General features: G+C 54.0%; 17 protein-coding genes. 7 read left to right on the top strand and 10 right to left on the bottom strand.

The window, feature by feature from the left end:
- Window positions 1-4 precede the first annotated feature (4 nt).
- Window positions 5-2,251, top strand: a complete 2,247-nt coding sequence (locus tag HUN04_19950) for a DUF3141 domain-containing protein (GenBank protein WDP91858.1) — start codon at window positions 5-7, stop codon at window positions 2,249-2,251.
- Between the two features lie 73 nt (window positions 2,252-2,324).
- Here the strand turns inward: HUN04_19950 and HUN04_19945 are convergent, their stop codons facing one another.
- From HUN04_19945 to HUN04_19930, 4 genes are read right to left on the bottom strand one after another with little or no spacing between them, the layout of a single operon-like run.
- Window positions 2,325-3,371, bottom strand: a complete 1,047-nt coding sequence (locus HUN04_19945; GenBank protein WDP91857.1) for a GAF domain-containing protein — start codon at window positions 3,369-3,371, stop codon at window positions 2,325-2,327.
- Between the two features lie 15 nt (window positions 3,372-3,386).
- Entirely contained in the window at window positions 3,387-4,598 is a 1,212-nt protein-coding gene (gene phaC / locus HUN04_19940) for a class III poly(R)-hydroxyalkanoic acid synthase subunit PhaC (GenBank protein ID WDP91856.1), read from the bottom strand.
- Between the two features lie 10 nt (window positions 4,599-4,608).
- Window positions 4,609-5,532 carry a hypothetical protein gene (locus HUN04_19935; protein WDP91855.1) on the bottom strand — a complete coding sequence of 308 codons (924 nt, stop codon included), beginning with the start codon at window positions 5,530-5,532 and terminating at the stop codon, window positions 4,609-4,611.
- A 39-nt stretch (window positions 5,533-5,571) separates the two neighbouring features.
- On the bottom strand, window positions 5,572-5,778 hold the full coding sequence (locus HUN04_19930) for a hypothetical protein (protein WDP91854.1): 207 nt from the start codon (window positions 5,776-5,778) through the stop codon (window positions 5,572-5,574).
- A 433-nt stretch (window positions 5,779-6,211) separates the two neighbouring features.
- Here HUN04_19930 and HUN04_19925 point away from each other — a divergent pair, with 433 nt between their 5' ends.
- The 6 genes from HUN04_19925 (at window position 6,212) to HUN04_19900 (ending at window position 13,022) form a co-directional block, all read left to right on the top strand.
- Window positions 6,212-7,324 carry a PAS domain-containing protein gene (locus HUN04_19925; GenBank protein ID WDP91853.1) on the top strand — a complete coding sequence of 371 codons (1,113 nt, stop codon included), beginning with the start codon at window positions 6,212-6,214 and terminating at the stop codon, window positions 7,322-7,324.
- Window positions 7,321-7,998, top strand: coding sequence for a response regulator transcription factor (locus HUN04_19920; protein WDP91852.1), 678 nt, complete (start codon window positions 7,321-7,323; stop codon window positions 7,996-7,998). The genes HUN04_19925 and HUN04_19920 overlap by 4 nt, the downstream gene beginning before the upstream one ends.
- A gap of 132 nt (window positions 7,999-8,130) precedes the next feature.
- Entirely contained in the window at window positions 8,131-8,625 is a 495-nt protein-coding gene (locus HUN04_19915) for a PilZ domain-containing protein (GenBank protein ID WDP91851.1), read from the top strand.
- A 41-nt stretch (window positions 8,626-8,666) separates the two neighbouring features.
- Window positions 8,667-8,876 (top strand): hypothetical protein, encoded by a 210-nt coding sequence (locus tag HUN04_19910; GenBank protein ID WDP91850.1) that lies wholly within the window; start codon window positions 8,667-8,669, stop codon window positions 8,874-8,876.
- A 272-nt stretch (window positions 8,877-9,148) separates the two neighbouring features.
- Window positions 9,149-10,996 (top strand): metal transporter, encoded by a 1,848-nt coding sequence (locus HUN04_19905; GenBank protein WDP91849.1) that lies wholly within the window; start codon window positions 9,149-9,151, stop codon window positions 10,994-10,996.
- Window positions 10,997-11,342: 346 nt separating this feature from the next.
- Window positions 11,343-13,022 carry a cation:proton antiporter gene (locus HUN04_19900; GenBank protein WDP91848.1) on the top strand — a complete coding sequence of 560 codons (1,680 nt, stop codon included), beginning with the start codon at window positions 11,343-11,345 and terminating at the stop codon, window positions 13,020-13,022.
- Between the two features lie 50 nt (window positions 13,023-13,072).
- Here HUN04_19900 and HUN04_19895 read toward each other — a convergent pair whose 3' ends face one another.
- The 6 genes from HUN04_19895 to HUN04_19870 form a co-directional block, all read right to left on the bottom strand.
- The gene (locus tag HUN04_19895; GenBank protein WDP91847.1) at window positions 13,073-14,008 is read right to left on the bottom strand and encodes a methylenetetrahydrofolate reductase; all 936 of its coding nucleotides are present in this window, start codon (window positions 14,006-14,008) and stop codon (window positions 13,073-13,075) included.
- A gap of 13 nt (window positions 14,009-14,021) precedes the next feature.
- The gene (locus HUN04_19890; GenBank protein WDP91846.1) at window positions 14,022-14,699 is read right to left on the bottom strand and encodes a methylenetetrahydrofolate reductase C-terminal domain-containing protein; all 678 of its coding nucleotides are present in this window, start codon (window positions 14,697-14,699) and stop codon (window positions 14,022-14,024) included.
- A gap of 67 nt (window positions 14,700-14,766) precedes the next feature.
- Window positions 14,767-15,210 (bottom strand): hydrogenase iron-sulfur subunit, encoded by a 444-nt coding sequence (locus tag HUN04_19885; protein WDP91845.1) that lies wholly within the window; start codon window positions 15,208-15,210, stop codon window positions 14,767-14,769.
- The gene (locus tag HUN04_19880) at window positions 15,203-19,660 is read right to left on the bottom strand and encodes an FAD-dependent oxidoreductase (protein WDP91844.1); all 4,458 of its coding nucleotides are present in this window, start codon (window positions 19,658-19,660) and stop codon (window positions 15,203-15,205) included. The genes HUN04_19885 and HUN04_19880 overlap by 8 nt, the downstream gene beginning before the upstream one ends.
- A 12-nt stretch (window positions 19,661-19,672) precedes the next feature.
- Window positions 19,673-20,974, bottom strand: a complete 1,302-nt coding sequence (locus tag HUN04_19875) for a (Fe-S)-binding protein (GenBank protein ID WDP91843.1) — start codon at window positions 20,972-20,974, stop codon at window positions 19,673-19,675.
- A 169-nt stretch (window positions 20,975-21,143) separates the two neighbouring features.
- Window positions 21,144-22,022 (bottom strand): methylenetetrahydrofolate reductase, encoded by an 879-nt coding sequence (locus HUN04_19870; protein WDP91842.1) that lies wholly within the window; start codon window positions 22,020-22,022, stop codon window positions 21,144-21,146.
- Window positions 22,023-22,034 lie beyond the last annotated feature (12 nt).

The following is a 22,034-nucleotide window of genomic DNA, read 5'->3' as shown; positions in this document are numbered from 1 at the left end:
AAACATGTTAGCCTTTGCCCAAAATGCATTTTCGCCGGTGTCGTCCATGTTCAGGGACGGGTACGATTACACCGTGGATGCCTGCCAGAGATCCGTATTGTTCGGAGACATCATCAGGAAAAGAGGGAACAACTATCTCCACCACATTAAAATGGGAAAGCCGCCGATCCTGGCATTTAACTACGAGGTCATTATTGACGGCAGAACCCTTGAGCGGCCGGTAAATCACAAACTCATCCGTATCATTGACAGGCGTTCCCCCGAGTCCGACGATTCAGGGGGTTACGGCGTCGAAAAACGGCAGACCGGGCCGGAACTGGCAAAGGAAAAGGTTGAAAAAATCAGCCGCCCCATCGTCATCATGGACCCCAGGGCCGGCCACGGCCCGGGCATCGGTGGATCAAAAATGGATTCCCAGGTCGGCATTGCCCTGAGTGCCGGCCATCCGGTATATTTCATTGTTTTCCTGCCCTATCCGGAGTCCGGGCAGACCATTGCCGATGTCCAGCGCGCCCATATCCGTTTCCTTGAGGAAGTTGCCCGGCGCCACCCCGGTGCATTTGAGCCGGCCATCATCGGAAACTGCCAGGCCGGGTGGGCCGCCATGCTCATTGCCGCAGACCGCCCCGATGTCACCGGCCCCCTGGTGCTCAACGGTTCCCCCCTCTCCTATTGGAGCGGGGTGGTGGGGGCCAATCCCATGCGGTACAGGGGCGGGCTTTTCGGGGGCAGCTGGCTGGCCTCCATGTGCAGCGACCTGGGCAACGGCATTTTTGACGGGGCCCACCTGGTTGCCGGATTCGAGGAGCTCAACGCCGCCAACACCTTCTGGAGCAAACAGTACAATGTATACGCCAATGTGGATACCGAAGAGAAACGCTTCCTCGACTTTGAACGGTGGTGGGGCGGTTTCTTCTTCATGACCGGGGATGAAATCCGGTTCATCGTCAACAACCTGTTCATGGGGGACAAGCTGGACAAGGGATATCTCCAGCTCCACGAGAACACCTATATCCATTTGAAAAACCTCAAAGACCCCATCCTGGTCTTTGCCTCAAAAGGGGATAATATCACCCCGCCCCAGCAGGCCCTGAACTGGATCGCCAAGGTATACAAAAACACCGAGGAGATAAAGAACCGAGGCCAGGTCATCGTATACCTCATCCATGAAAGCATCGGCCATCTGGGTATTTTTGTATCCAGCAAAATCAACCGGAAAGAGCACAGGGAAATCATCGGCTGCGTCAACGCCCTGGATTTTCTGGCCCCGGGCCTCTATGAGATGGTGCTCAGGGAGCCCTCATCAAAACCCTGGCTGGATGATATCCGGGTTGATTTTGTTCCCAGAAAGATCCGGGACATACTGGACATGGACGACGGCACCGAGGATGAACAAGCCTTTCTGCCGGTGGCTTCCATATCCAAATTCAACGACAATCTCTACCAGGAGTTCGTCAGCCCCTGGGTCCGTTTATTTAATAACGACCTCACCGCAGAATTGATACGGCAGTCCCACCCCCTGCGGGTTCAGCGGTATGCATTTTCCGATTTAAACCCCTTTATGTCGCCCTTGAGAGGATTGGCGGAAACGGTGAAAACCTACCGGAAACCGGTGAAAGAAAATAATATTTTTCTGAAAACCGAAAAACTGGTCTCGGGCCTCATGGTGGATGCCTTGAATTTTTACCAGTCGTCCAGGGACCTGTTCAGCGAAACCCTGTTTTTCGCCCTTTATGACAACCCCTGGGTAAACGATCTTTTCATCCATGAGGGGGACAAGTCCCGTCCCGGGGACGGGGATATCGAAGGGCTTGCCCCCCCGCAGCCCCCGCTTTTCAAAGAACTTGAAAAACAACTCTGGCACAAAGCCATGGCCACCGGCGGGTTTGAGGAGGCCGTCATCCGTATCATGCTGGCCGTCAGCCATGCCGACAATATGATGAATATGATGGAATATGATGCGGCCAAACAAAGCCTGAAAACAGATAAACGGCTCAAAGCCCTGAAAGCGGGACAGTTAAAAGCCCTGATCAAAGAGCAGGCCGCCCTCCTGGAAAAAGACAGGAACCTGGCCCTGGCCACCCTGCCCGATCTGATTCCCGAAGAAACGGACCGGGAAGCGGCGCTTATCATTGCAGGCAGTATTGCCGATATAAACGGGATCAAAAAGTTTAAAAAAACCCAGATGCTCAAACGACTGGAGGGTATCCTGCTGCCTGACCGGAAATCCGGATTTACCTATAGTTCCTGATCCAGCAGTCCGTATTAAAAAAGGCGGCATGGGAGCGTTCCCATGCCGCCTTTAGTTTGATCAGGAACGGAACCTAAAACCAGGCCCGGTGGCTCCAGATATCCTCTTCCAGGTTGGCCTTTTCCTCCTTCAGGGCCAGGTACATGGAGGCGTTCTGAATGGCCAGTCCTCCCTGGTGGGCCAGGGCTTCCATCATCACCAGGACATCCGAGGGGAACCGGGTGAATTCGGCGCTGTAAAACCGCATGACACCGATGATCTTTTCCCTGGCCATGACCGGAGTGACAATCATGGACTTAATCCCCTCCTTGTGGATCTCCTTTTTAAAGGTGATCCTATCGTCGGTGTCCGTATCGCCCACGATGACGGTTTCCCCTTTCAGGGCCCGGGTGGTGGTTTCCGTATTGATGGTCCGTTTCCTCTCTATGAATTCATCGCTCAGTCCGTGGCTGGCCATCAGCGTCAGGGTATCGGTATCCTCATCCAGAAGACGGATATCCACCCCTTTCATCTCAAAGGTTTCACAGATATGCTTGGTCAGGTTCTCCATGATCACCTTGATGTCCAGGCTCGAATTGATGTCCGAGGCCAGTTCAAGGAAAAGCATGGAATTTTTCCTCAACCGGTTTATGAGTGCATTCATACGGATGGCAAGGCCGCTCTGATCCGCAAGCACACATAAAAAATCAATCTGCCGTTTGGTAAATTTGCGCTGGACCGCAGTGTACAGGGAGAGCACCCCCCGGGTCTCATCAGCCACCCTCACCGGCACCGTCAGGATGGAGGCAATGCCTTCGGCCTTTTTCGCCTCATGGTTTTCAAGATGCGGGTCAGTGGTGGCATCTTCAAAATAAAGGAACCCCTTTTCTTCCAGCGCTCCGACAATCTCATTGGTCTTCATGGGATTGGCATGGAGATAGTCCCCTGACAACCCGGTCTGGGCTTTATGGATAAAAAACTCGCTGCCCGGGGATTTCAGAAAAAGGCAGGCCGCCTTTCCGTCCATGACATCAACGGCCGTATCCACCACCAGCTTAAGCAATTCATTTTGGGTTCTGGCGCTGTTGAATGCCTTGTGCAGTTCACAGATGATATCAAAATAACTTTGTCCCTTGGCCATTCTTTTTTCTCCTAATTATACTGCACGATTCCTTCTGTTAGGTTCCATATCCGAAGGTGCTGCTGCAGCCAAGGATTTTTTTGCCTTTTTGAATTTTGGCCCGGCGCTTTTTCTGCCGGATTTCGCTTGGGTGTCCCCGGTGGCAGGGCCGCCGTCCCGCTCCTTGAGCCAGGTTGCAATCTTGGGCGCAAATGCGTCCTGGCATTTGCTGCTGACGTAAATGCCGATGTGGCCGGTGTTGAGGCAGACATCCTCGGTATCCCGGCTGCCCACGTGCCGGGTGAGCTGGTCGCAGGCCTCGGGGGGCACCAGGTGGTCAAACTTCCCGTAGAAATTGATCACCGGCATGGTGATTTTCTTAAGGTCAACCCGTTTCCCGCCCACCTCCAGCCGGCTTTGAATCAATTTATTCTGCTGGTAGCATTCCTTGATAAACTCCCTGAACACTTCACCGGGGAGGTCCGGGCTGTCAAAAATCCATTTTTCCATCCGAATGAAATTTTCAACAAAATTTTTATTATCCATGTGCTCGGCAAAGCCCACATACTTGTCTATCATCAGCCGGGCCGGATTGAGCAGCAGAAACCCCAGATTCATGATATCGCCTGAGAGGTTGCCATAGGTGTCCACCACCGCATCCACATCCACGGATTTCATCCAGATATGCAGCAGCCCTTTGTCTGTATTAAAATTGGTGGGCGTCACTGTGGTGACCAGGTTTTTTATCTTCTCCGGATAAAGGGCCGAATACATGACGGAAAAGGAACCGCCCATGCAGATCCCCATGAGATTAATCTTATCGACCTTGTGTTTTTCCCGGATGAAATCCACGACATTGTTCATATATCCGTTGATATGATCGTCAAAGCCCTGGAACCGATCTTTCCGCTTGGGATACCCCCAGTCAATCATGTACAGGTCAATGCCCTCGTCCAGGAACCGCTCCACCACGCTTCGGCCCGGCTGGAGATCCAGCATGGTTTCCCTGTTGATCAGGGCATAGACCACCAGCAGCGGGGTCTTGTAGCCCGACGGTTTTCTGGCCATGTAATGCTTCAATTTAACCCGGTCTTCCTGGTAGACCACCTCATAGGGGGTTTGCGACAACGCTGTTTCAAGGGTATCCAACAACACTTCGGAGGCTTTGCGGGCCCGGGTGCGGGCTTTTCTCACCCCCTGGGCCATATTGGACATGAGCAGGTCAACCGGGACTTTAAATTGATTCATTTTTCCTCCTCTAACAGCATCCCTGGTCGGCTGACACAAGCGATTTAAGTTCCCGGTTCTCCCGTTCTAGTTTGGTCACCCTCTTTTTCAATTCGTACAAATCCCGGGCCAGTTCGTCCATTTCAGATTCCTTTGCCACGGGAAACCCCTGGAGCATATCTTCGAGAACGGCATTCTTTGCCCTTGAGAACTCACTTAATGCCCCCAAGGTTTTTGCCAGGGTCTGGACATATTCAGGGGTTTGAAACAGGGTCATAAAATGCCCTTCAAGCATTTTGATCCACATCTGGTAATAGACCTGGGAATCCTCCGGCAGTTCCCCTTTCTCCGCCATGTCAGCGATATCCTTCTGCATCATGGCGGCGGCCTGCTGAAACGGCAGAGAGAGCAGCCGCAGGAATTCGGCATGATCCGCCTGAAACAAATTGAACTTGTCCGCCATGGCATTGATCCGTTCCTGGTATTCCCGGGTCAGGCCAAGCTGGGGAATTTGGAAAAATTTCTGGAACTCTTTTTTATAGATATCCGTCCAGATGTGAAAACCGGACTCATCCATATGCTTGAACTTATAGGAATCCACGGACTCACCGAAACTGGCCGCACTTTTGCCCATTTTCTGCTGAAGTTCGGACAGACTGTCCATGACGGCCTGGGCAAAGTGGGCGCATATCTCCGGCAGGGTTTCCGTCCCTTTGATAAAGGAGGCCATGGACTCCGGCGTGGTCATGGCAGAGGCAATGGTCTGCCAGTTCTTGAACGCAGCAGCCATGGCCTCCATGGGCCCGGACTCTCCGGCATCGTTACCGCCATCCCCGGCAGTGCCGGGAAAGGCGGACCAGGTTTTGGACATGACTTCCATGGCATCATTCATGGAAGCGGTCCAGGTCATCATCAATGATTCGATCCCAAACGGATCGTTAATTTTACCTTCCATACCGCTCCTGATCGATAGCGTTGGCCTGCATATCTGTTTTTAGGTTAAATCCCTGGACTGTTTAAGATCGCCGAAAAGGGGACAGATGGTAATGGAACCTTCTATAGTGCTCCCCTCTTTTAAGCTTTCATTCAGGTCCCAGCTCCTGATGGTGGCGTTCTGTGCCGCCTCCCTGGAATCGGCACCAATCACTTTGAACATGAGCAACCCGTAATCCTGGCTTTCCATGGTCGTATAATGAATCATTTTACACACTCCTTGACTTCTGAATAACATTGGGCAGGGATGGCACCGGTTGAGGTTATTTTTAAAACACCCCGGGTGCATTTTGAAAAACCCTACCTGGTAATGGTTTTCAAACTATTTGTCTGAAGTTAGTAAACGGTTTAATTGTAAGCAGGGTCACTTCATCTGGTGTTGAGAGCACGACCCTTGGCGAGATAATTATTTTTATAAGGCATTCTTCTATTAATTTCAAGTGCTTTTCGTATCTTCCCCACCTAACACATTATACATCAACCTAAAAAGTTTTAAGCCTGCCTGGAATTAAACGATTCAATCGGATGCACTAAAAAAACCTTGAAAGCGATGCAATAAAAACAATCTTGTGATACACTTCGATGCAAATGCGATAGTTGCCATGGAGTTAACCTTATCAGCTTTCGGATGACTTTTCGCCATGAAAAATGATGAAGAGAAAAAATCGTCGTACAACGAACTCGAAGACAAAGTCCGCCACCTTGAACAATTAATTCGCAGGGAACGGTCATGGAACAACACCCTGATAGATACCATTTCAAGTCCCATCTTTTACAAAGACCGCCGGGGACTGTATCGGGGGTGTAACAAGGCCTTTGAAGAGTTCATCGGCAGGCCGAGGTCCGAGATTATCGGCAAAACCGTCTATGATCTCGGCCCAAGGGAACTGGCAGACACCTATGCCGCCAAAGACAGGGAACTCTTTGAATCCCCTGGAAAACAGCGGTATGAATTCAAGGTGAAAACGGCGGGGGGCGAATGCAAAGACGTTATATTTGATAAGGCCACCCTCTGCGATTCCAGGGGCGAGGTCACAGGGCTTGTGGGGGTGATTTCAGATATCACCGAACAGAAAAACTCACAAAAAATCATCCAGAACCTGTCCCAGATGCTGATCCAGGCCCAGGAGCGGGAACGGTATATGATTTCATGCGAACTCCATGATTCCATTGCCCAGAACCTGTCCATACTCAAGCTCAGCTGCACCCGAATGTTTAAGAATATGGCGGAGTTGACCCCCGGCATTCAATGCCATATAGAGGATGCTTACAGGCTCATTGACCAAACCATCCAATCGGTCCGGGGGCTGGCCCAGGACCTGCGGCCTTCCAGCCTGGACCTGCTGGGACTGGTACACTCCGTTGAAGTGTTCTGCGAAGAATTTTCAGAGAAGCACGACATCTTTGTGGATTTCCAGACCGCCGGCATGAACGGCATGGCACTGGCCGACGATGTGGAAATCAATCTTTACCGCATCGTCCAGGAGGGGTTGAACAATATCCGCAAGCATGCCCGGGCAACAGAGGCCGTGGTCCGGCTCATCGGCGCCCGTCCCCATATCATCCTTCATATAGAGGACAACGGCAGGGGATTTGATGTAAAGGAACGGGAGCGGGAAACTGTCAAGGAAAAACGAATGGGCATCTGGAGTATGCAGGCAAGGGCCCGGCTGATTCAGGGACGTATGGCCGTTACATCCCGTTTAAATGGCGGCACTAAAATCACAGTCAAGCTGGAGCGCAAAAAGCAATGAACCGGAAAAAAAAAATCCTGATTATTGACGACCACCCCCTTTTCAGGGAGGGAATCAAGTCCATGATCCAAAATGACGGCCGGTATGAAGTGGTCGCAGAGGCCGGAACGGCCAGACAGGGATTGAACATCGCCAAAACAACGGATATTGACCTGGCCGTGGTGGATATCTCCCTGCCGGATCAGAACGGATTTGAGTTGATTAAAGCCATATCCGAGCATTCTGCCGGGCTCCGGATTATTGTGGTCAGCATGCATTCCCAGGTGGATTATATCGTAAAAGCATTCCAGGCGGGTGCCCTGGGATATCTGACAAAAGAGTCGGCATCGGACAGGCTCATGGGGGGAATAGAAACCACTTTGAAAGGCGAATATTTCATGGATTCCTCCGTATCCCAGCAGGTCATCCATAAACTGGCAAGGCCTGCGAAAAAAAAGCCGGCCGCCATCCTGCAGGGATATGATGCCCTGACCTCCAGGGAACAGGAGGTCATGGGCCTGGTGGCCAATGGCATGTCCTCCAAAAAAATTGCAAAACAACTATATATCAGCCCGAAAACAGTGGAAAACCACCGTTCCAATATCATGCGGAAACTCCAGCTCAAAAATGTCATCGACCTGGCCCGGTATGCGACAAAACTGGGACTGGTCGATGTGGAGCTGTGGAAAAAATAATTTTTTCGCCGGGAATTTTTCCCGGCCGGGAGAATTTCCCGGCGAAAAATGAGATTTCCCGCCTATTTACATCACAAAAAACTTTATATAGAACAAAAAATGAGTCACCACCCTTTGTCAGAGGTATCCAAAATGAAAAGAAACAGACGGATTCAACCCAGAGAAACCATGAAAATTCCCATCCTTTATACCCGGGAATACGAAAATATCTACCACCAGGCCCGAACCTGCGATATCAGCGTCGGGGGACTGTCTTTTGAGGCAGATCAAAAATTTTTAAACGGGGATTGCTTCCTGATTAAACCCATGGCCGGGGTGCCCGGTTTTGAGCCTGCCCACCGGGAAACCCCATGGGCCGCCCAGGTTCAATGGTGCAGTAAAAACAGGGAGAATGACGGTTACAAAGTGGGCATCAGGCGCATGGAAACCACAGACCTGCCAAAAGAAAAAAAGCAGGTTTTGCCCGAACTTCAGTGTGAATTATGCGGCACCCGGACGATTGCGGATGCTGTGGATATTCAATACGGGTCGACCCTTTGCCCCGACTGCTTCACAGAGTGTTATCAATGTGCCGGAGAGAAGCTGAAAGACACCATCAGCCGGTTCATGTCCGGCAATGTCATTTGATACCCAACCAGAAATTCGCAGCGATAAGGAGTTAAGGTCAAATGGTTTATTACACCAAGATAGACAACCAGGATTACGGATTATTGATTTTTAAAGTCATTGGTGCACACTCCCAGAAAGAGGCCGACAAACTTACAGCCGAAAACTGGGGTGAAACATTGATACAGGGCAGGACATTGGAGGGCCCGCCGACCATCTGCCCGCTTTTTGAAAATCTGGAAGACGCAAAATACAATGTCACAAAGATGTAAATTCAATGATTCAATGCAACATACTCTTTAAATAGTCAGGCGTCTAACCGGGACAACACAAACATCTAACACACTGATTTCTTAAATCATTAATTCAAATCATCCAAGCGACAAACTTGTCAACCATAAAATTGTGCGATGCACAATTTTATGGTTGACAAGCATTTCCTCTTTTATATAATTTGACCATACAACATAAAAAAAGAAGGGCAAAGGTTACGAAACCATCTGCCCCGGTTCCATTTATAAAAACCATAATTGAGGATCAATCCATGGAAAACCTGTTCAGAGAAATCCAAGAAAATCACGTTTTCTTTTTAAACCAGATGAATACGGCCCAAGATTTATTTTCAGGATTCACAAAATATAATAACGAATTTCTCATTCCCTACCTTATCGCCTCCCAATACTTCAGCAAAGCCGAGTGGTACAAAATAAACCAAGAGTATACAGGGGATGGATTCAATGGAAATCAATGGGAGGACTATCTATCACTTTTTGAACTGAATATGAATCTGATGAGCCGCTCATTTGAAAGCAGCTTGCAGGCCATAAATGACGTAACAAAGGCTGAGTTTAATAATTTCATCAAAGCATTGTATAATTGTTTTTCGCCGGACAAGGGAGAGACCCTGGCCGATTTCTTTAAACGGCAGGTAGAAATGATCAACGGCGTCAGCCAGTCCCTTCCCCAGTCCGTCAAGGATATTGAATCGGAATTCGGGTTTCACTTTGAACGGCAGAAAAAGCCTTTATTTGATGAAACGGACCGGTTTCTCCTGTACAGGGTGTTGCCCAGTGATCCCGGTGTCGCAGTGGATAAAAAGGCAAAACCCCTGCTCATTCTCCCGCCCTATGTCCTGGGATGCAATATCCTAAGCTTCCTGCCGGCAGACAAGAAAAGCTATGCCCACAGTTTTGCCAACCAGGGGATCCCCACCTATATCCGCGTGATGAAAGATATCAGCACCACACCGGCTTTCCAGACCATGACCATGGAAGACGATGCAAAGGATACCCGGTACTTTTGCGAAAAGATCATGAAGGCACACGGCAAAAAAGTCACCCTGAACGGATACTGCCAGGGCGGATATACTGCTGTCTGCAATATCCTTTCCGATGAACTGGACGACTGCGTGGATGCCCTGATCACCTGCGTGGCCCCCATGGACGGCACCCGAAGCAGGGGGCTGGGTGCCTTTCTCAAAAATCTTCCCCAGCGGTTCAACGATCTGCTCTACGGCACCAAAACGCTTCCAAACGGAAATGAGGTGGCCGACGGACAGCTCATGGCCTGGGTGTACAAGCTTAAAAGCATTGAAGACCAGACCCCGGTGGTGGCCTTTTTAAGGGATATGCTCATGGTGGACCAGATGAGAAAAAAAACCAGCACCATCAGCAAGACCGCCGCAGCCATCAATTACTGGCTCCAGAAAGAACGGTCGGACATCCCCCTGCCCATTACCCAGATGAGCTTTGCCTCGTACAATATCCCCGTCACCCAAGACGGCACCCTGCCCGTAAAGATTTTCGGAAAAACCCTGAATTTCAGAGGCATCGCAAAAAAGAAGATCCCCTGGCTCCTCTGCTACGGCGAAAATGACGATCTGGTAGAAAAAGAAGTGGCCCTGGCACCCCTCGACTATATTGAGGTGGAAACCGCCCCCTTCCCCAAGGGGCATATTGCCATTGCCACCTCATGGTCCCATCCGGAATCGCCCTTTGCCCTGCATACCCGATTCGGACCCAATAAAGAATACCGGGGGCCGGTCCGGTTCCAGATGGACCTGAACGAAGCAATGGATAAAGCCGAGGAGGAAGCCGCTGAAGCTGCCAAGGTCCTCAAGGCTGCTGAGGCTGAAAAGAAAGAGGCTGAAAAAGCAGAAGCGATAAAGGCGGAACAGAAAAAGAAAAGCCAAAGCCCCAAAAAAGCACCGGCAGCCAAAAAAGGCGCGCCGGAGAAAATGGAGGCCGGAACCCAGAAAAAAACGCCAAAACCGGTTCAGACTCCAAAGAAAACAGCAGTGGCTAAAAAAGGGGCGGGGCCCAAAAAAACGGCGGCTAAAAAAGCGACTGCCGCCAAGAAAGCCACAGGAAAGGCCTCGGGGAAAAAGGCGTGATCGTTGCTGCCCTGGATTATTCAACATCACCCAGGCCATATGTACAAATTTTTATAGCCTAGACCCAACCATATTCTCATCGAACCCGGATTTTGTTTCATCCTCTGATCCCGGGCACCTGATTGGTGATTTTTTATTAAATATGCCGATATTGACCGGCTGATGAAACCGGTGATACATATGGCACAGAGAGATTATGTATCAACGGCTGCCCCTGGTATCAAAAAGCCTTATTGCGGGTTTGGGGTTGCCGGGAAATTTAAAACCGATGAATGAAGCAAACAATTAATATCGGTCAAAGGAGAATACACCCTTGGATCTTTGGCACGGCTTAATGGAAATTGTAATGCTGCTTGGCACGGCTTTTTTTATGGGAAGCCTGGCACAGCGGCTCCGGCAGAGCCCTATTCTTGGCTATATTCTTGCGGGTGTCGTGGTGGGCCCGGTGATCGACAATGGGCCCATGGTGGAGGAAATGGCGGAGATCGGCGTGTCCCTGCTCTTGTTTTCCATTGGACTGGAATTTTCATTCGGCCAGCTCAAGCGTATGGGCAAAACCGCATTCGTGGGCGGTGCATGCCAGGTGGGCGGCACCCTTGGCCTTGTCAGCCTGGTCATGGTCCCCTTCTTCCCGTTGCCGACGGCATTGGCTCTGGGCGCCCTGGTGGCATTAAGTTCAACCACAATTGTATTGCGGGTGCTGGTTGACAGGGTTGAAATGGAATCGGTTCACGGAAGGAGCAGCCTGGGGATTCTCCTGTTCCAGGATATGGCCATCGTTCCTCTGGTGTTGATGATCGGCCTTTTGTCCCCCACGGGAAGCGGCACCGACATGGGAATGCATATCATCAAATTACTGGCTGCGGTGGCCGGGCTGGTGCTGGTGCTGTATCTGCTTCTCTACCACCTGATTCCCCGGCTGCTGTCCTCTTCACAGCTCTTTGCCAATAGGGAATTGACCGTCCTCTTTGCGGCATCCACCGGGCTGGGGGCCACATGGGCCGCCCATTGGATCGGCATCTCTCCGGCGTTGGGGGCCTTTGTGGCCGGGATGCTTCTGGGTGAATCTCCCTTTGCCGCCCAGGTCAGGGGGGATATCGGCTCCCTGCGGACCCTGATGGTCACCCTGTTTTTCGCCTCGGTGGGCATGGTGGTCAAACCCGTCTGGTTCGTGGGCCATCTTCATTTCATTCTGCCCCTGGCCCTATTGATCTTTGCGCTAAAAGCCGGAATCATCTTCGGGGTTGCCCGATTCCTGGGCCTGACCCGGCGCCATGCCATGGCCACCGGGATTTGCCTGGGCCAGGTGGGTGAATTCTCCTTTGTATTAACGGCAGCCGCCCGGGACGGCGCATTGATCAATGATCCCACAATGGACCTCATCATTTCCATTACCATTGTTTTAATGCTGGCAACGCCTTATATGGTGGCCATGGCCATTCCCCTGAGCGACCGGCTCCTGGCCCTGTTTTCCGGCCCGGGCCATAAACACCGGCCGCCGGAAAATGACCAGACCATGGCCCCCGGGTGCCGGATCATTGTGGTGGGACTTGGGCCTGCCGGCCGCCAGGTGATTCATACCTTGAAAGAAAACGAATTTGAGCCGGTGCTCATTGACGTCAATCCCCGAAGCCGGGAGTTTGCCTCACAGGAGGGGCTTGAACTCCATCTGGGTGATGCCGCCAATGAGGAAATCCTCCACCATGCGGGCATAACCAGAGCCGGCATGGGCGTCATAACCGTGCCTGACTCTAAAATCGCTGTGGAGATTATCCGGACAGTCCGACTGCTGGCACCGGACATGCCTCTGGTGGTCAGGAACCGCTACAGTCTGCACAAACAGGATCTTGTTGATGCAGGGGCCACTGTTATTGTGGATGAGGAAGTCCTGATGGGGGAAACCATCAGCCGCAGGGTCATCGACTGTATTGAAGATGAAAACTGCATGCTGTTGGCCTGCCGAATGTCCGGAAAAAAAATCTCCGATATCCACCCCCCACCGGGTCAGGAAGACATCCCCCAATGATCCTGACCCGATCCCCCCTCGGACATCAGCCTGATGATTAACAGATTCGATCAATCGAAGACCGGCCGGGGAAGCACCCCTGCCCGCTCGGCAATTTCAGGCACCCGGTGTTCCCATTCGATGGCCATCATATGGACCCCGGCCACCCCGTCCATCTCCTTGAATTCCGCCACCTGTTCCAGGGCGAATTTAATCCCCTCCTCGGCCTGGTCCCGTTTGTCCACCCCCTTGAGGCGCTTGATCAGGGAATCAGGGATGTCCATGCCGGGAACGAATTTTTTCATGAAATTGGCCATGCCCGCATTCTTCATGGGGGTGACCCCGGCCAGGATATAACATTTTTCGTGGAGCCCCATATCCACCACCTTTTTCATGAAGTCCCGGAACTTATCCATATTGAAGATGCACTGGGTCTGGATGAAATCGGCCCCGGCCTCGATCTTGTTGGCCAGGCGGTAGGGCCGGAACTCGTAGGGGTCGGCAAAGGGATTGCAGGCCGCCCCCACAAAGATCTTCGGGGGCACGTCAATATCCTCACCGTTGAGGAACTTGCCCTCGTCCCGCATTTTTTTTACCAGGCCGATGAGTTGCATGGAATCGATATCATGGACATTCTTGGCCTCGGGATGGTTGCCGAAGGTCTGGTGGTCGCCTGACAGGCAGAGCATATTCCGCACCCCCAGAGCAGAAGCCCCCAGGATATCGGCCATGATGGCCAGGCGGTTCCGGTCCCGGCAGACCATCTGGAAGTTGGGCTCCATGCCCTCCTCGATGAGAAGCGTTGAGGCGGCCCAGGAGGCCATGCGGACCACGGCGGTCTGATTGTCCGTGAGATTGACACAGTCCACCTTGCCTTTGAGGTACTGAAATTTCTCCTTTAAATGCGCCACATTGGCGCCCTTGGGTGGGCCGCACTCCCCGGTGAAAGCGAAATGACCGGCCTTAAGCACTTTCTCAAGATTGCTGCCTGATTTGTATTCTGTCATTTTATCCACCTCCCTATATATTGCCCTGGAGCAGTTCTTCACGAATGCTTCTACGCGGCCCGCCGTCCCTGGCGGTTTTCCAGTTTTTCAACGGTTTCACCCCGATAAGGTCTTCCAGCTGGCCGGCCGCCATCTTCTTTCTGACGATGGTGTCCCAGATGCATTCGGTGTCCTTGTTCACCTCGCAGACCCCGTTGGACGATCCGCCGCAGGGGCCGTGGAGCAGGCTTTTGGCACACCGGGCAATGGGGCAGAGCCCCCCGAAGTTATGGATGGCGCAGGCGCCGCAGCCGGCGCAGCGCTCCTCCCATACCCCGTGCTGGACGGCCCCGCCGAAAAAGGTGGTATTCACGGCAGGATAAAACCGCTGTTCCTTATACATTTCCGATAAAAACTGGGGGCCGACCCCGCAGGCCATGGAGACCACGGCATCGTAATCGTTCACCTCCTCCCCCAGCTGGGCCACATACTCCCTGTCGCATTGGCGCTCCAGTACATGCTCGGCCACCTCCAGGGGATTGCCCGCCTTTTTCCTGGCGATTTTCATGGTGGCGGCCAGGATTTCCACCTCCTTAACACCGCCCGCATTGCAGACGGTCACACAGCCTTTGCAGCCCACCACAAGGATTTTGCTGCAGTCTGCCACCATGCCCAGTATCTCGTCTATGGGTTTTCGATCAGCAACTATCATAACTCACCTTTCCTTATTTTATCCGGGCCGGCCTGCCCAATTGGCGAAAACCGGCCCTTGTTAGCGATCAGGCTGCGGAATTTGCTGTCCTGGGTTCTGCTGCAATGGGAGAGGGCCCCAGCGCCTGTATTTTTTCCGCCATTTCATTGGCAATCTCAGCGAACCGCGCCCCCTGGGCCGAGGAGAGGTTGTACATCTCCACCCGCTCGGGTTCAATGCCGATGGTTTCCAGGGTCTTTTTCACATAGGCCACCTTCCTTTTGGCCTTGAGGTTGCCCTCCCTGAAATGGCACTCCCCTTCCAGGCAGCCCGCCACATAAACCCCGTCGGCCCCGTCTTCCACAGCGTTGAGCAGGTGGATGATATCCACCCGGCCCGTGCACGGCACCTGGATAATCTTAATATCCGCAGGATAGGAAAGCCTCATGGAACCTGCCAGGTCCCCTGCTGCATAAGCTCAGTACTGGCAGCAGAAGGCAATGATCCTGGGGCTGAATTCCCGGCTACTCATATTGCACCTCCCTTGTTCCCGGCGCCGCGTTGTCAAACAGGGCATCGGTTTTGGCAATGATCTGCTGATCGGTGAAATGGTTCAGGGTGATGGCCTTGCCCGGGCATTCCGCGACACAGGCCCCGCAGCCGTGGCATTCGGAAGGCTCGATAATGGCATAGCCGTCCGCGTGGATGCGGGGAATGGAATAGGGGCAGGTCCGCACACAGGTGAGGCAGACCGCACACTTTTCCGGGGTCACTTCAGCCACCACGCCCCCCACCTTGAGGGAATCCCGGGAGAGGATGGTCATGGCCCGGGCCACGGACGCCCGGGCCTGGGCAATGCTCTCTTCAAGGGGCTTGGGATAGTGGGCCAGGCCCGCCACAAAAAGCCCGTCCGAGGCAAAATCCACCGGCCGCAGCTTGGCATGGGCCTCCACCAGAAACCCTTCCGCATTGGTGGGAATCTTGAATTTTTCAAACAGGGCCTTATTGTCACCGGGGGTGATGCCGGAGGCCAGCACCACCAGATCCGGATTGATGAGCACCTCCATCTGGAGGACATGGTCCATGGCAGTAAAGACCAGGTTGCCTTCGGCATCCAGGGAGAGGCCGGGCATCTTTTCCAAATCGTAGCGGATAAAGAGCACACCCAGCTGCCGGGCCTTTTGGTAAAGGTCTTCCCGGAATCCGTAGGACCGGATATCCCGGTAGACCACATAGACCCGTTTCCTCTTGTCCATCTCCTTGAGGGCGATGGCAGATTTGAGGCTGTGGGTACAGCAGACCTTGGAGCAATAGGGATTTTCCTCATTCCGTGAGCCCACGCATTGGATAAAGATAATTTTCTTTGCCGCCTCAATCCGCGGGTCCTTCTCCCTAAAGGCCTCATCCATGTCCAGGTGGGTGAGCACGTCGGGGTGCTCGCCGTACATGTACTCATCGGGCTTGTGCTCCATGCCGCCGGTGGCGATGATGGCCGCCCCGTGCTCAATGGAAACCTCGCCGCTGCCACTGGCGACGGTGGTGACAAAATTCCCCATGGAACCGGTGGTGGCAGTCACCTCGGATGCCATATGGACGGTGATCTGTTCAAAGGATTTCACCGATGCCACCAGGTGATCCAGGTAGACCCGCACCGGCTCCCCCTTCCAGGTGGTGTTCAAATGGTTGGCGATGCCCCCGAGCACCGGTGCCTTTTCCACCAGGTGGACATCCACCCCCTGGGCGGCCGCGCCGACGGCGGCCTCCATTCCGGAAACCCCGCCCCCGATGATGAGCACCGCCTTTTTAATGGGCAAATCCACCTGGTGGAGGGGTTGCACAAAGGCGGCCTTGGCCACGGCCATGCGCACCAGGTCCTTGGCCTTCTGGGTGGCCTTTTCCGGCTGGTTCATATGGACCCAGGTATTCTGGTCCCGGATATTGGCCATCTCAAAGAGGTACTTGTTCAGACCGGCGTCCCGGATGGTTTCCTGGAAAAGGGGCTCGTGGGTCCGGGGGGAGCAGGATGCCACCACCACCCGGTTGATATCCTGGCTCCGTATCACATCCTTCATATGGTCCTGGGCGTCCTGGGAACAGGTGAATAAATTATCCTCCACATGGACCACATAGGGAAGGGTCCGGGCGTAATCCCTTACCGCCGGCACGTCGGCCACCCCGCCGATATTGATCCCGCAATTGCAGACAAAGACCCCGATCCGGGGCGCCATGCCGGTGAAATCCCGTTCCGGCGGCAGTTCCCGTGTCCGTGTCCGGGACCACCTGGCATCTTTCATGTTCATCACCGCCGTGGCCGCCGCAGCCGAGGCCTCCATCACGGAGCCCGGGATATCCTTGGGCTCCTGGAAGGTGCCGCAGACGTAAATGCCTTTCCGGCTGGTGGTCACCGGCGTGAGATTCCTAGTGTCTGCAAACCCGTGGCCATTGAGTTCAATGCCCATCTTCTCCGCCAGATCCTTTGCATCCTTTGTCGGTGCCAGACCGATGGAGAGGACCACCATGTCGAATATCTCCTCTACGGAATTGCCCGCTTCGGAGGAATATACCAGACGGTATTTGTCCCCGGGCTCCGGGAACACCGAATGGATGCGGGATCTGACAAACCGCACCCCGTTGTCGTCCTGGGCCCTGATATTATACTTGTCAAACTCCTTGCCGTGGGTCCGCATGTCCATGAAGAATATGGCGCAGTCCAGGTCGTAATCGGCATGCTCCTTGGCGATCACCGCCTGCTTGTTGGCATACATGCAGCAGACCCCTGAGCAATAGGAATGGTCCCCCTTATTGATGTCCCTGGAGCCCACACACTGGAGCCAGGCAATTTTCCTGGGTGCGGCATGGTCCGAGGGCCGCACCAGATGGCCGGCATAGGGACCGGAGGCCGAAAGGACCCGCTCAAACTCCAGGGAGGTCATGATATTGGGGCTGTGGCCGTAGCAATAGGTCACCAGTTTCTCCGGCTCAAAAGGGGAGAACCCCGGCGCCAGGATAATGGCCCCCACGTTGATTTCGTGGGTTTTCCCCAGCATGTTGTGGTCCACGGCATGGGCCAGGCAGGCATCCACGCACTGCATGCATTCCGAGCAGTACCCGCAGTTGATGCACCGGCCGGCCTCCTTTTGCCCCTGCTCAACAGAGTAGCCCAGTTCCACCTCCTTAAAATTCCCGGCCCGCTCCGCTGGGGGCAGTTCAGGCATTTGATACCGGGGTTCAGCGGGCCATTTTTCATCCACCGGCCGGTACTCGGGCTCTTCGGCCACCGGCAGTTCCCTGCCCGCCTCCATGTCTTCGCCTTTGAGATACCGGGTAATGGACTCGGCCGCTTCCATGCCGGCGGCAATGGCGGATATGGCCACCCCCGGCCCGGTCTGGAAATCCCCCCCGGCAAAGACCCCGGGCTTATCCGTTTCCAGGGTCAGGGAATTGACCTCGGCCGTATCCCACCTGGAGATTTTAATATCCGCCAGATCCTCCAGGGCCGATATATCCGGCCGCTGGCCGATGGCCGGGATAAGCTGATCAATCTCAATGTCGTACTCGGACCCGGGCAGGGGCACCGGCCGCCGCCGCCCCGAGGGATCACGCTCTCCCAATTCCATTTTTATGAGCCGGAGGCCGGCCACCCTGCCCTCCTTTTCAATGACCATCTGGGGTGCGGTGAGGTATGCAACCTCAACCCCTTCCGCCTCGGCCGCGGATATCTCCTCCTCCCAGGCCGGCATCTCTTTCCGGGTCCGCCGGTAAAGGATGGTCACCTCTTTTGCGCCCAGACGGACCGCGGAGCGCGCCACATCAATGGCCACGTTGCCCCCGCCGATGATGGCCACCTTTTTACCGACCTGGGTGGTGCCGGTGAGATTGAGTTCCCGCAAAAACGCCACCCCCTGGCAAACCCCGTCTAAATCTTCGCCGGGAATGCTTAACCGGATGCCCTTATGGGCCCCCAGCCCCAGGAAGACCGCATCAAACCCGTCGGCCAGCAGGCTGTCCACGGTAAACGCCTGCCCCAGGCGACGGTCACAATGTATCTCCACCCCCAGATTGGTGATGACCTCGATATCCCTGTCCAGGACCTCAGGGGGCAGCCGGTGGTCGGGAATCCCCACCCTGAGCATGCCGCCGGGCCTGGGCAGGGCCTCAAAAATGACGGCGTCCACGCCCCGGCGGACCAGGTGATAGGCCGCAGACAGCCCGGCCGGGCCGGACCCGATCACGGCCACCTTTTTATGGATCTTTTCCGCGCAGGGAATCTCGACCTCTCTCGGATCAAAATTATCCGCCGCCAGCCGCTTCAGATCCCGGATGGCCACGGGCTCATCCACCTCACACCTGCGGCAGGCATCCTCACATTCATGGGGACAGATCCGCCCCAGGACGCCCGGCAGGGGCAGCTGTTCCATGATGATATCCAGGGCCTCCTTGAATTTGCCCGTCTTCACCATCTGGACATAGCCCTGGACATTGAGCCCGGCCGGACAGGTGAGCCGGCAGGGCGCCTTATCCCTTTTCTCAATGGAATAGGCCGAAGGCATGGCCTGGGGATAGAGCTTGAAGGCCGCCTTTCTGCCACTTAAATTTTCGTCGAACCGGGAAGGCAGTTCCACCGGGCAGGCCCCGGCGCACTCCCCGCAGGCCGTGCACTTATCCGTATCGATAAACCGGGGGTTTTCCCGGACGTTCACCGTAAAATTTCCCTCTTCCCCCTCCACGGACTGAATCTCAGCCATGGTGATCAGCTCAATGTTCAGATGGCGCCCCGCCTCCACCAGCTTGGGCGAAATAATACACATGGAACAATCATTGGTGGGAAAGGTTTTGTCCAGCTGGGCCATGGTCCCGCCGATGGCCGTATTTTTGTCCAGCAGGTAGACCAGGTATCCCGAATCCGCCAGATCCAGGGATGCCTGGATACCGGCAATGCCGGCACCCACTACCATTACCGACCCGTTACCTTTGTTTTCCATTGCATCCCTCCTTTAGGTTTGTGTCCGGGGCAGCATGACCTCTGCCAGGTCCGGCCCCAGATAGGCCCGTTCCGATTCCGCAAGACACCCCATGGCAAGGCAGATGATGGTCCAGAGATGAACCACATGGTAATTGCCGCCGTAATGATGGCCGATGTCCTCAATCTGGCCATGGCAGTTGTGGCAGGGGGCGATCACGTAATTGGCGCCCGTGGCTGCTATCTGGTTGAACTTGATCCTGCCGTAGGCCCGTCGCTGGTCCGGGAATCCTGCCTGGAGCGCACCGCCCCCGCCCCCGCAACAGAAGTTATTGATGCGGTTGGGAACGGTATCGATGAAGTTCTCTTCGCCCACAACGGTTTTCACCACGAACCGCAAATCGTCAACGATCTTGTTGGACCCTGTTTTCCTGGCGATATTGCAGGGATCCTGGACGGTAAATTTAACGCCAAGGTCCCTGTTCCAGTCGGAATTAACCTTGAGTTTTCCCTCCCGGATCCACTGGGCGTAAAGCTCGATGATGGTGACCAGCTCAAACTTGTGGGGAATATTGTATTTTCGCAACCCTTCCAGGATTGCATAGTATGAATGGCCTCACTCGGTGTTGACCACCAGGGGGCTTTTGAGGTTATTGTCCACATGTAGGACAAATTCCTCGATAATATATCGCCAGCCTTCGTCGTCGGCCAGGAACATGCAGTAATTTTCCCCGGCCCACATCACCGAGGGATAGGTCCAGTCGGCCCCCACCTTGTAGAGCACCTTCCAAAGCGGCCCCATCTCCTCGGGCTCGGTGACCGGCTCCCTGGAATTCTGGTTCAGAACCATATGGGCCCCCACCCGGTCCACGGTGACCTCAAGGTCTTCGAACCCCTCGTGTTCCTCCCGGATCTCCTCGGCCACATCCAGAACCGTGAATTCAAAATCCTCCTTGGCCGCACCCATGGCGGAACCGGTTCTGATATGCTGGTCGCAGGAGCCCAGGATGCCCCTGGGCCTTTTTTCCCGTGGAATTTTAGAACGGATATTGTAGATGAGTTTTGGGATGTTGATGTTCATGGGGCAGGCCAGCTGGCAGCGTCCGCACATGGAGCAGACCCATTTCCAGTCGGATTTGAGAATTTCATCATCCATCCCGAAGTTGAGCATGCGGATCAGTTTTCTTGGATCCATCCCAAACTGCTCCGATGCCGGACACCCGCCCGTGCAGGTGCCGCAGGTCAGACAGAGATCGAAATTGGCGTCCGGTATCTTATCCAGGACCTCCTCTTTGAGCTCGACATCCAGCCTGTCGATTTTGATTGCTTCGACCATTTGCGCTCTCCTTTATGGTCTTCCGGGCAATTGTCTTTTGGCCGCAGCCGTTGCTGCCAAAGCCGTACAGATTCTTCATCGTCGCCTTATCCGCTGTTGCCTGTATCCGTGTCTGAGTTGAAATCATTGGTTCGCCGCATCCAAAATGGTTAATTTTCCGGTAAAACCATTACCTTAATTTTGCCGCATTAAGATACTGGGCCAGCTTGTCCTCTCCGCCGATGGTAATGATGTGAACCCCCTGACAGATGTCCTTCAGGCTGTTGACCGTATCTGAAAACAGTTCAATACTGGCCTTCTCCTTATCAGGGGCCTTGAGCAGTTTCTGGATCACCCACTCGGGCACCAGCCCGGATTTAAAATGGCGGTTGAGAAATTTTCCCATGCCGGCGGTCCTCAGGATCATGACCTCGGCGATGACGGGTATCCGGAAAGGGGTCACCTGCTTCATAAATTTTTCAAACTGGTCTAAATCAAATATGGGCGTGGTGAGGAAATAACCGGTGCCCACATTGATCATATCCTCCATCTCCTCCATCCCCCGCTTGGGCATATTACGTCCCCAGGGCGTTTCAACACCGGACCCCAGGGTGAAATCCATTTTGGCATCCAGTTCGTTGCCCTCAATGGAGGTTCCCTGTTTCAGGTGGTCCAGCACGGATCCCAATTTTCCCGAATCCACATGGAAGAACATATCCTCCTGGAGGGTGCTGCCGGAAATCCGGTAGTCCTCGGTAAAAACCAGCAGGTTGTCCACCCCGGTTTCATAGGCCAGGGTCAGATCCTTCTGGAGCTGATACCGGTTTTTATCCCGGGTGGTGGTCTGATAAATGGCGTTAAACCGGTTCTGCTTCAGGAGTTCGCAGGTTTTGATGCTGTCGCCCACCACCCCTTCAAGTTCTGTGTCCTGGACAGAGACCCCGTCCACACGACCCCTGACCTTGTTCAGACTCTCCACCAGGGCTTCGGGTTCTTCATCACCCAGAGGCGCCTGGATCTCAGAGGTCACCACAAATCTCTTTTTTTCCAAAGATTCTTTTAAATTCATGATCTGCCTCCT

The organism is Desulfobacter sp. (genome assembly GCA_028768525.1).
Classification (GTDB): Bacteria; Desulfobacterota; Desulfobacteria; order Desulfobacterales; family Desulfobacteraceae; genus Desulfobacter.
This window is presented reverse-complemented; position numbering and strand designations above follow the sequence as displayed.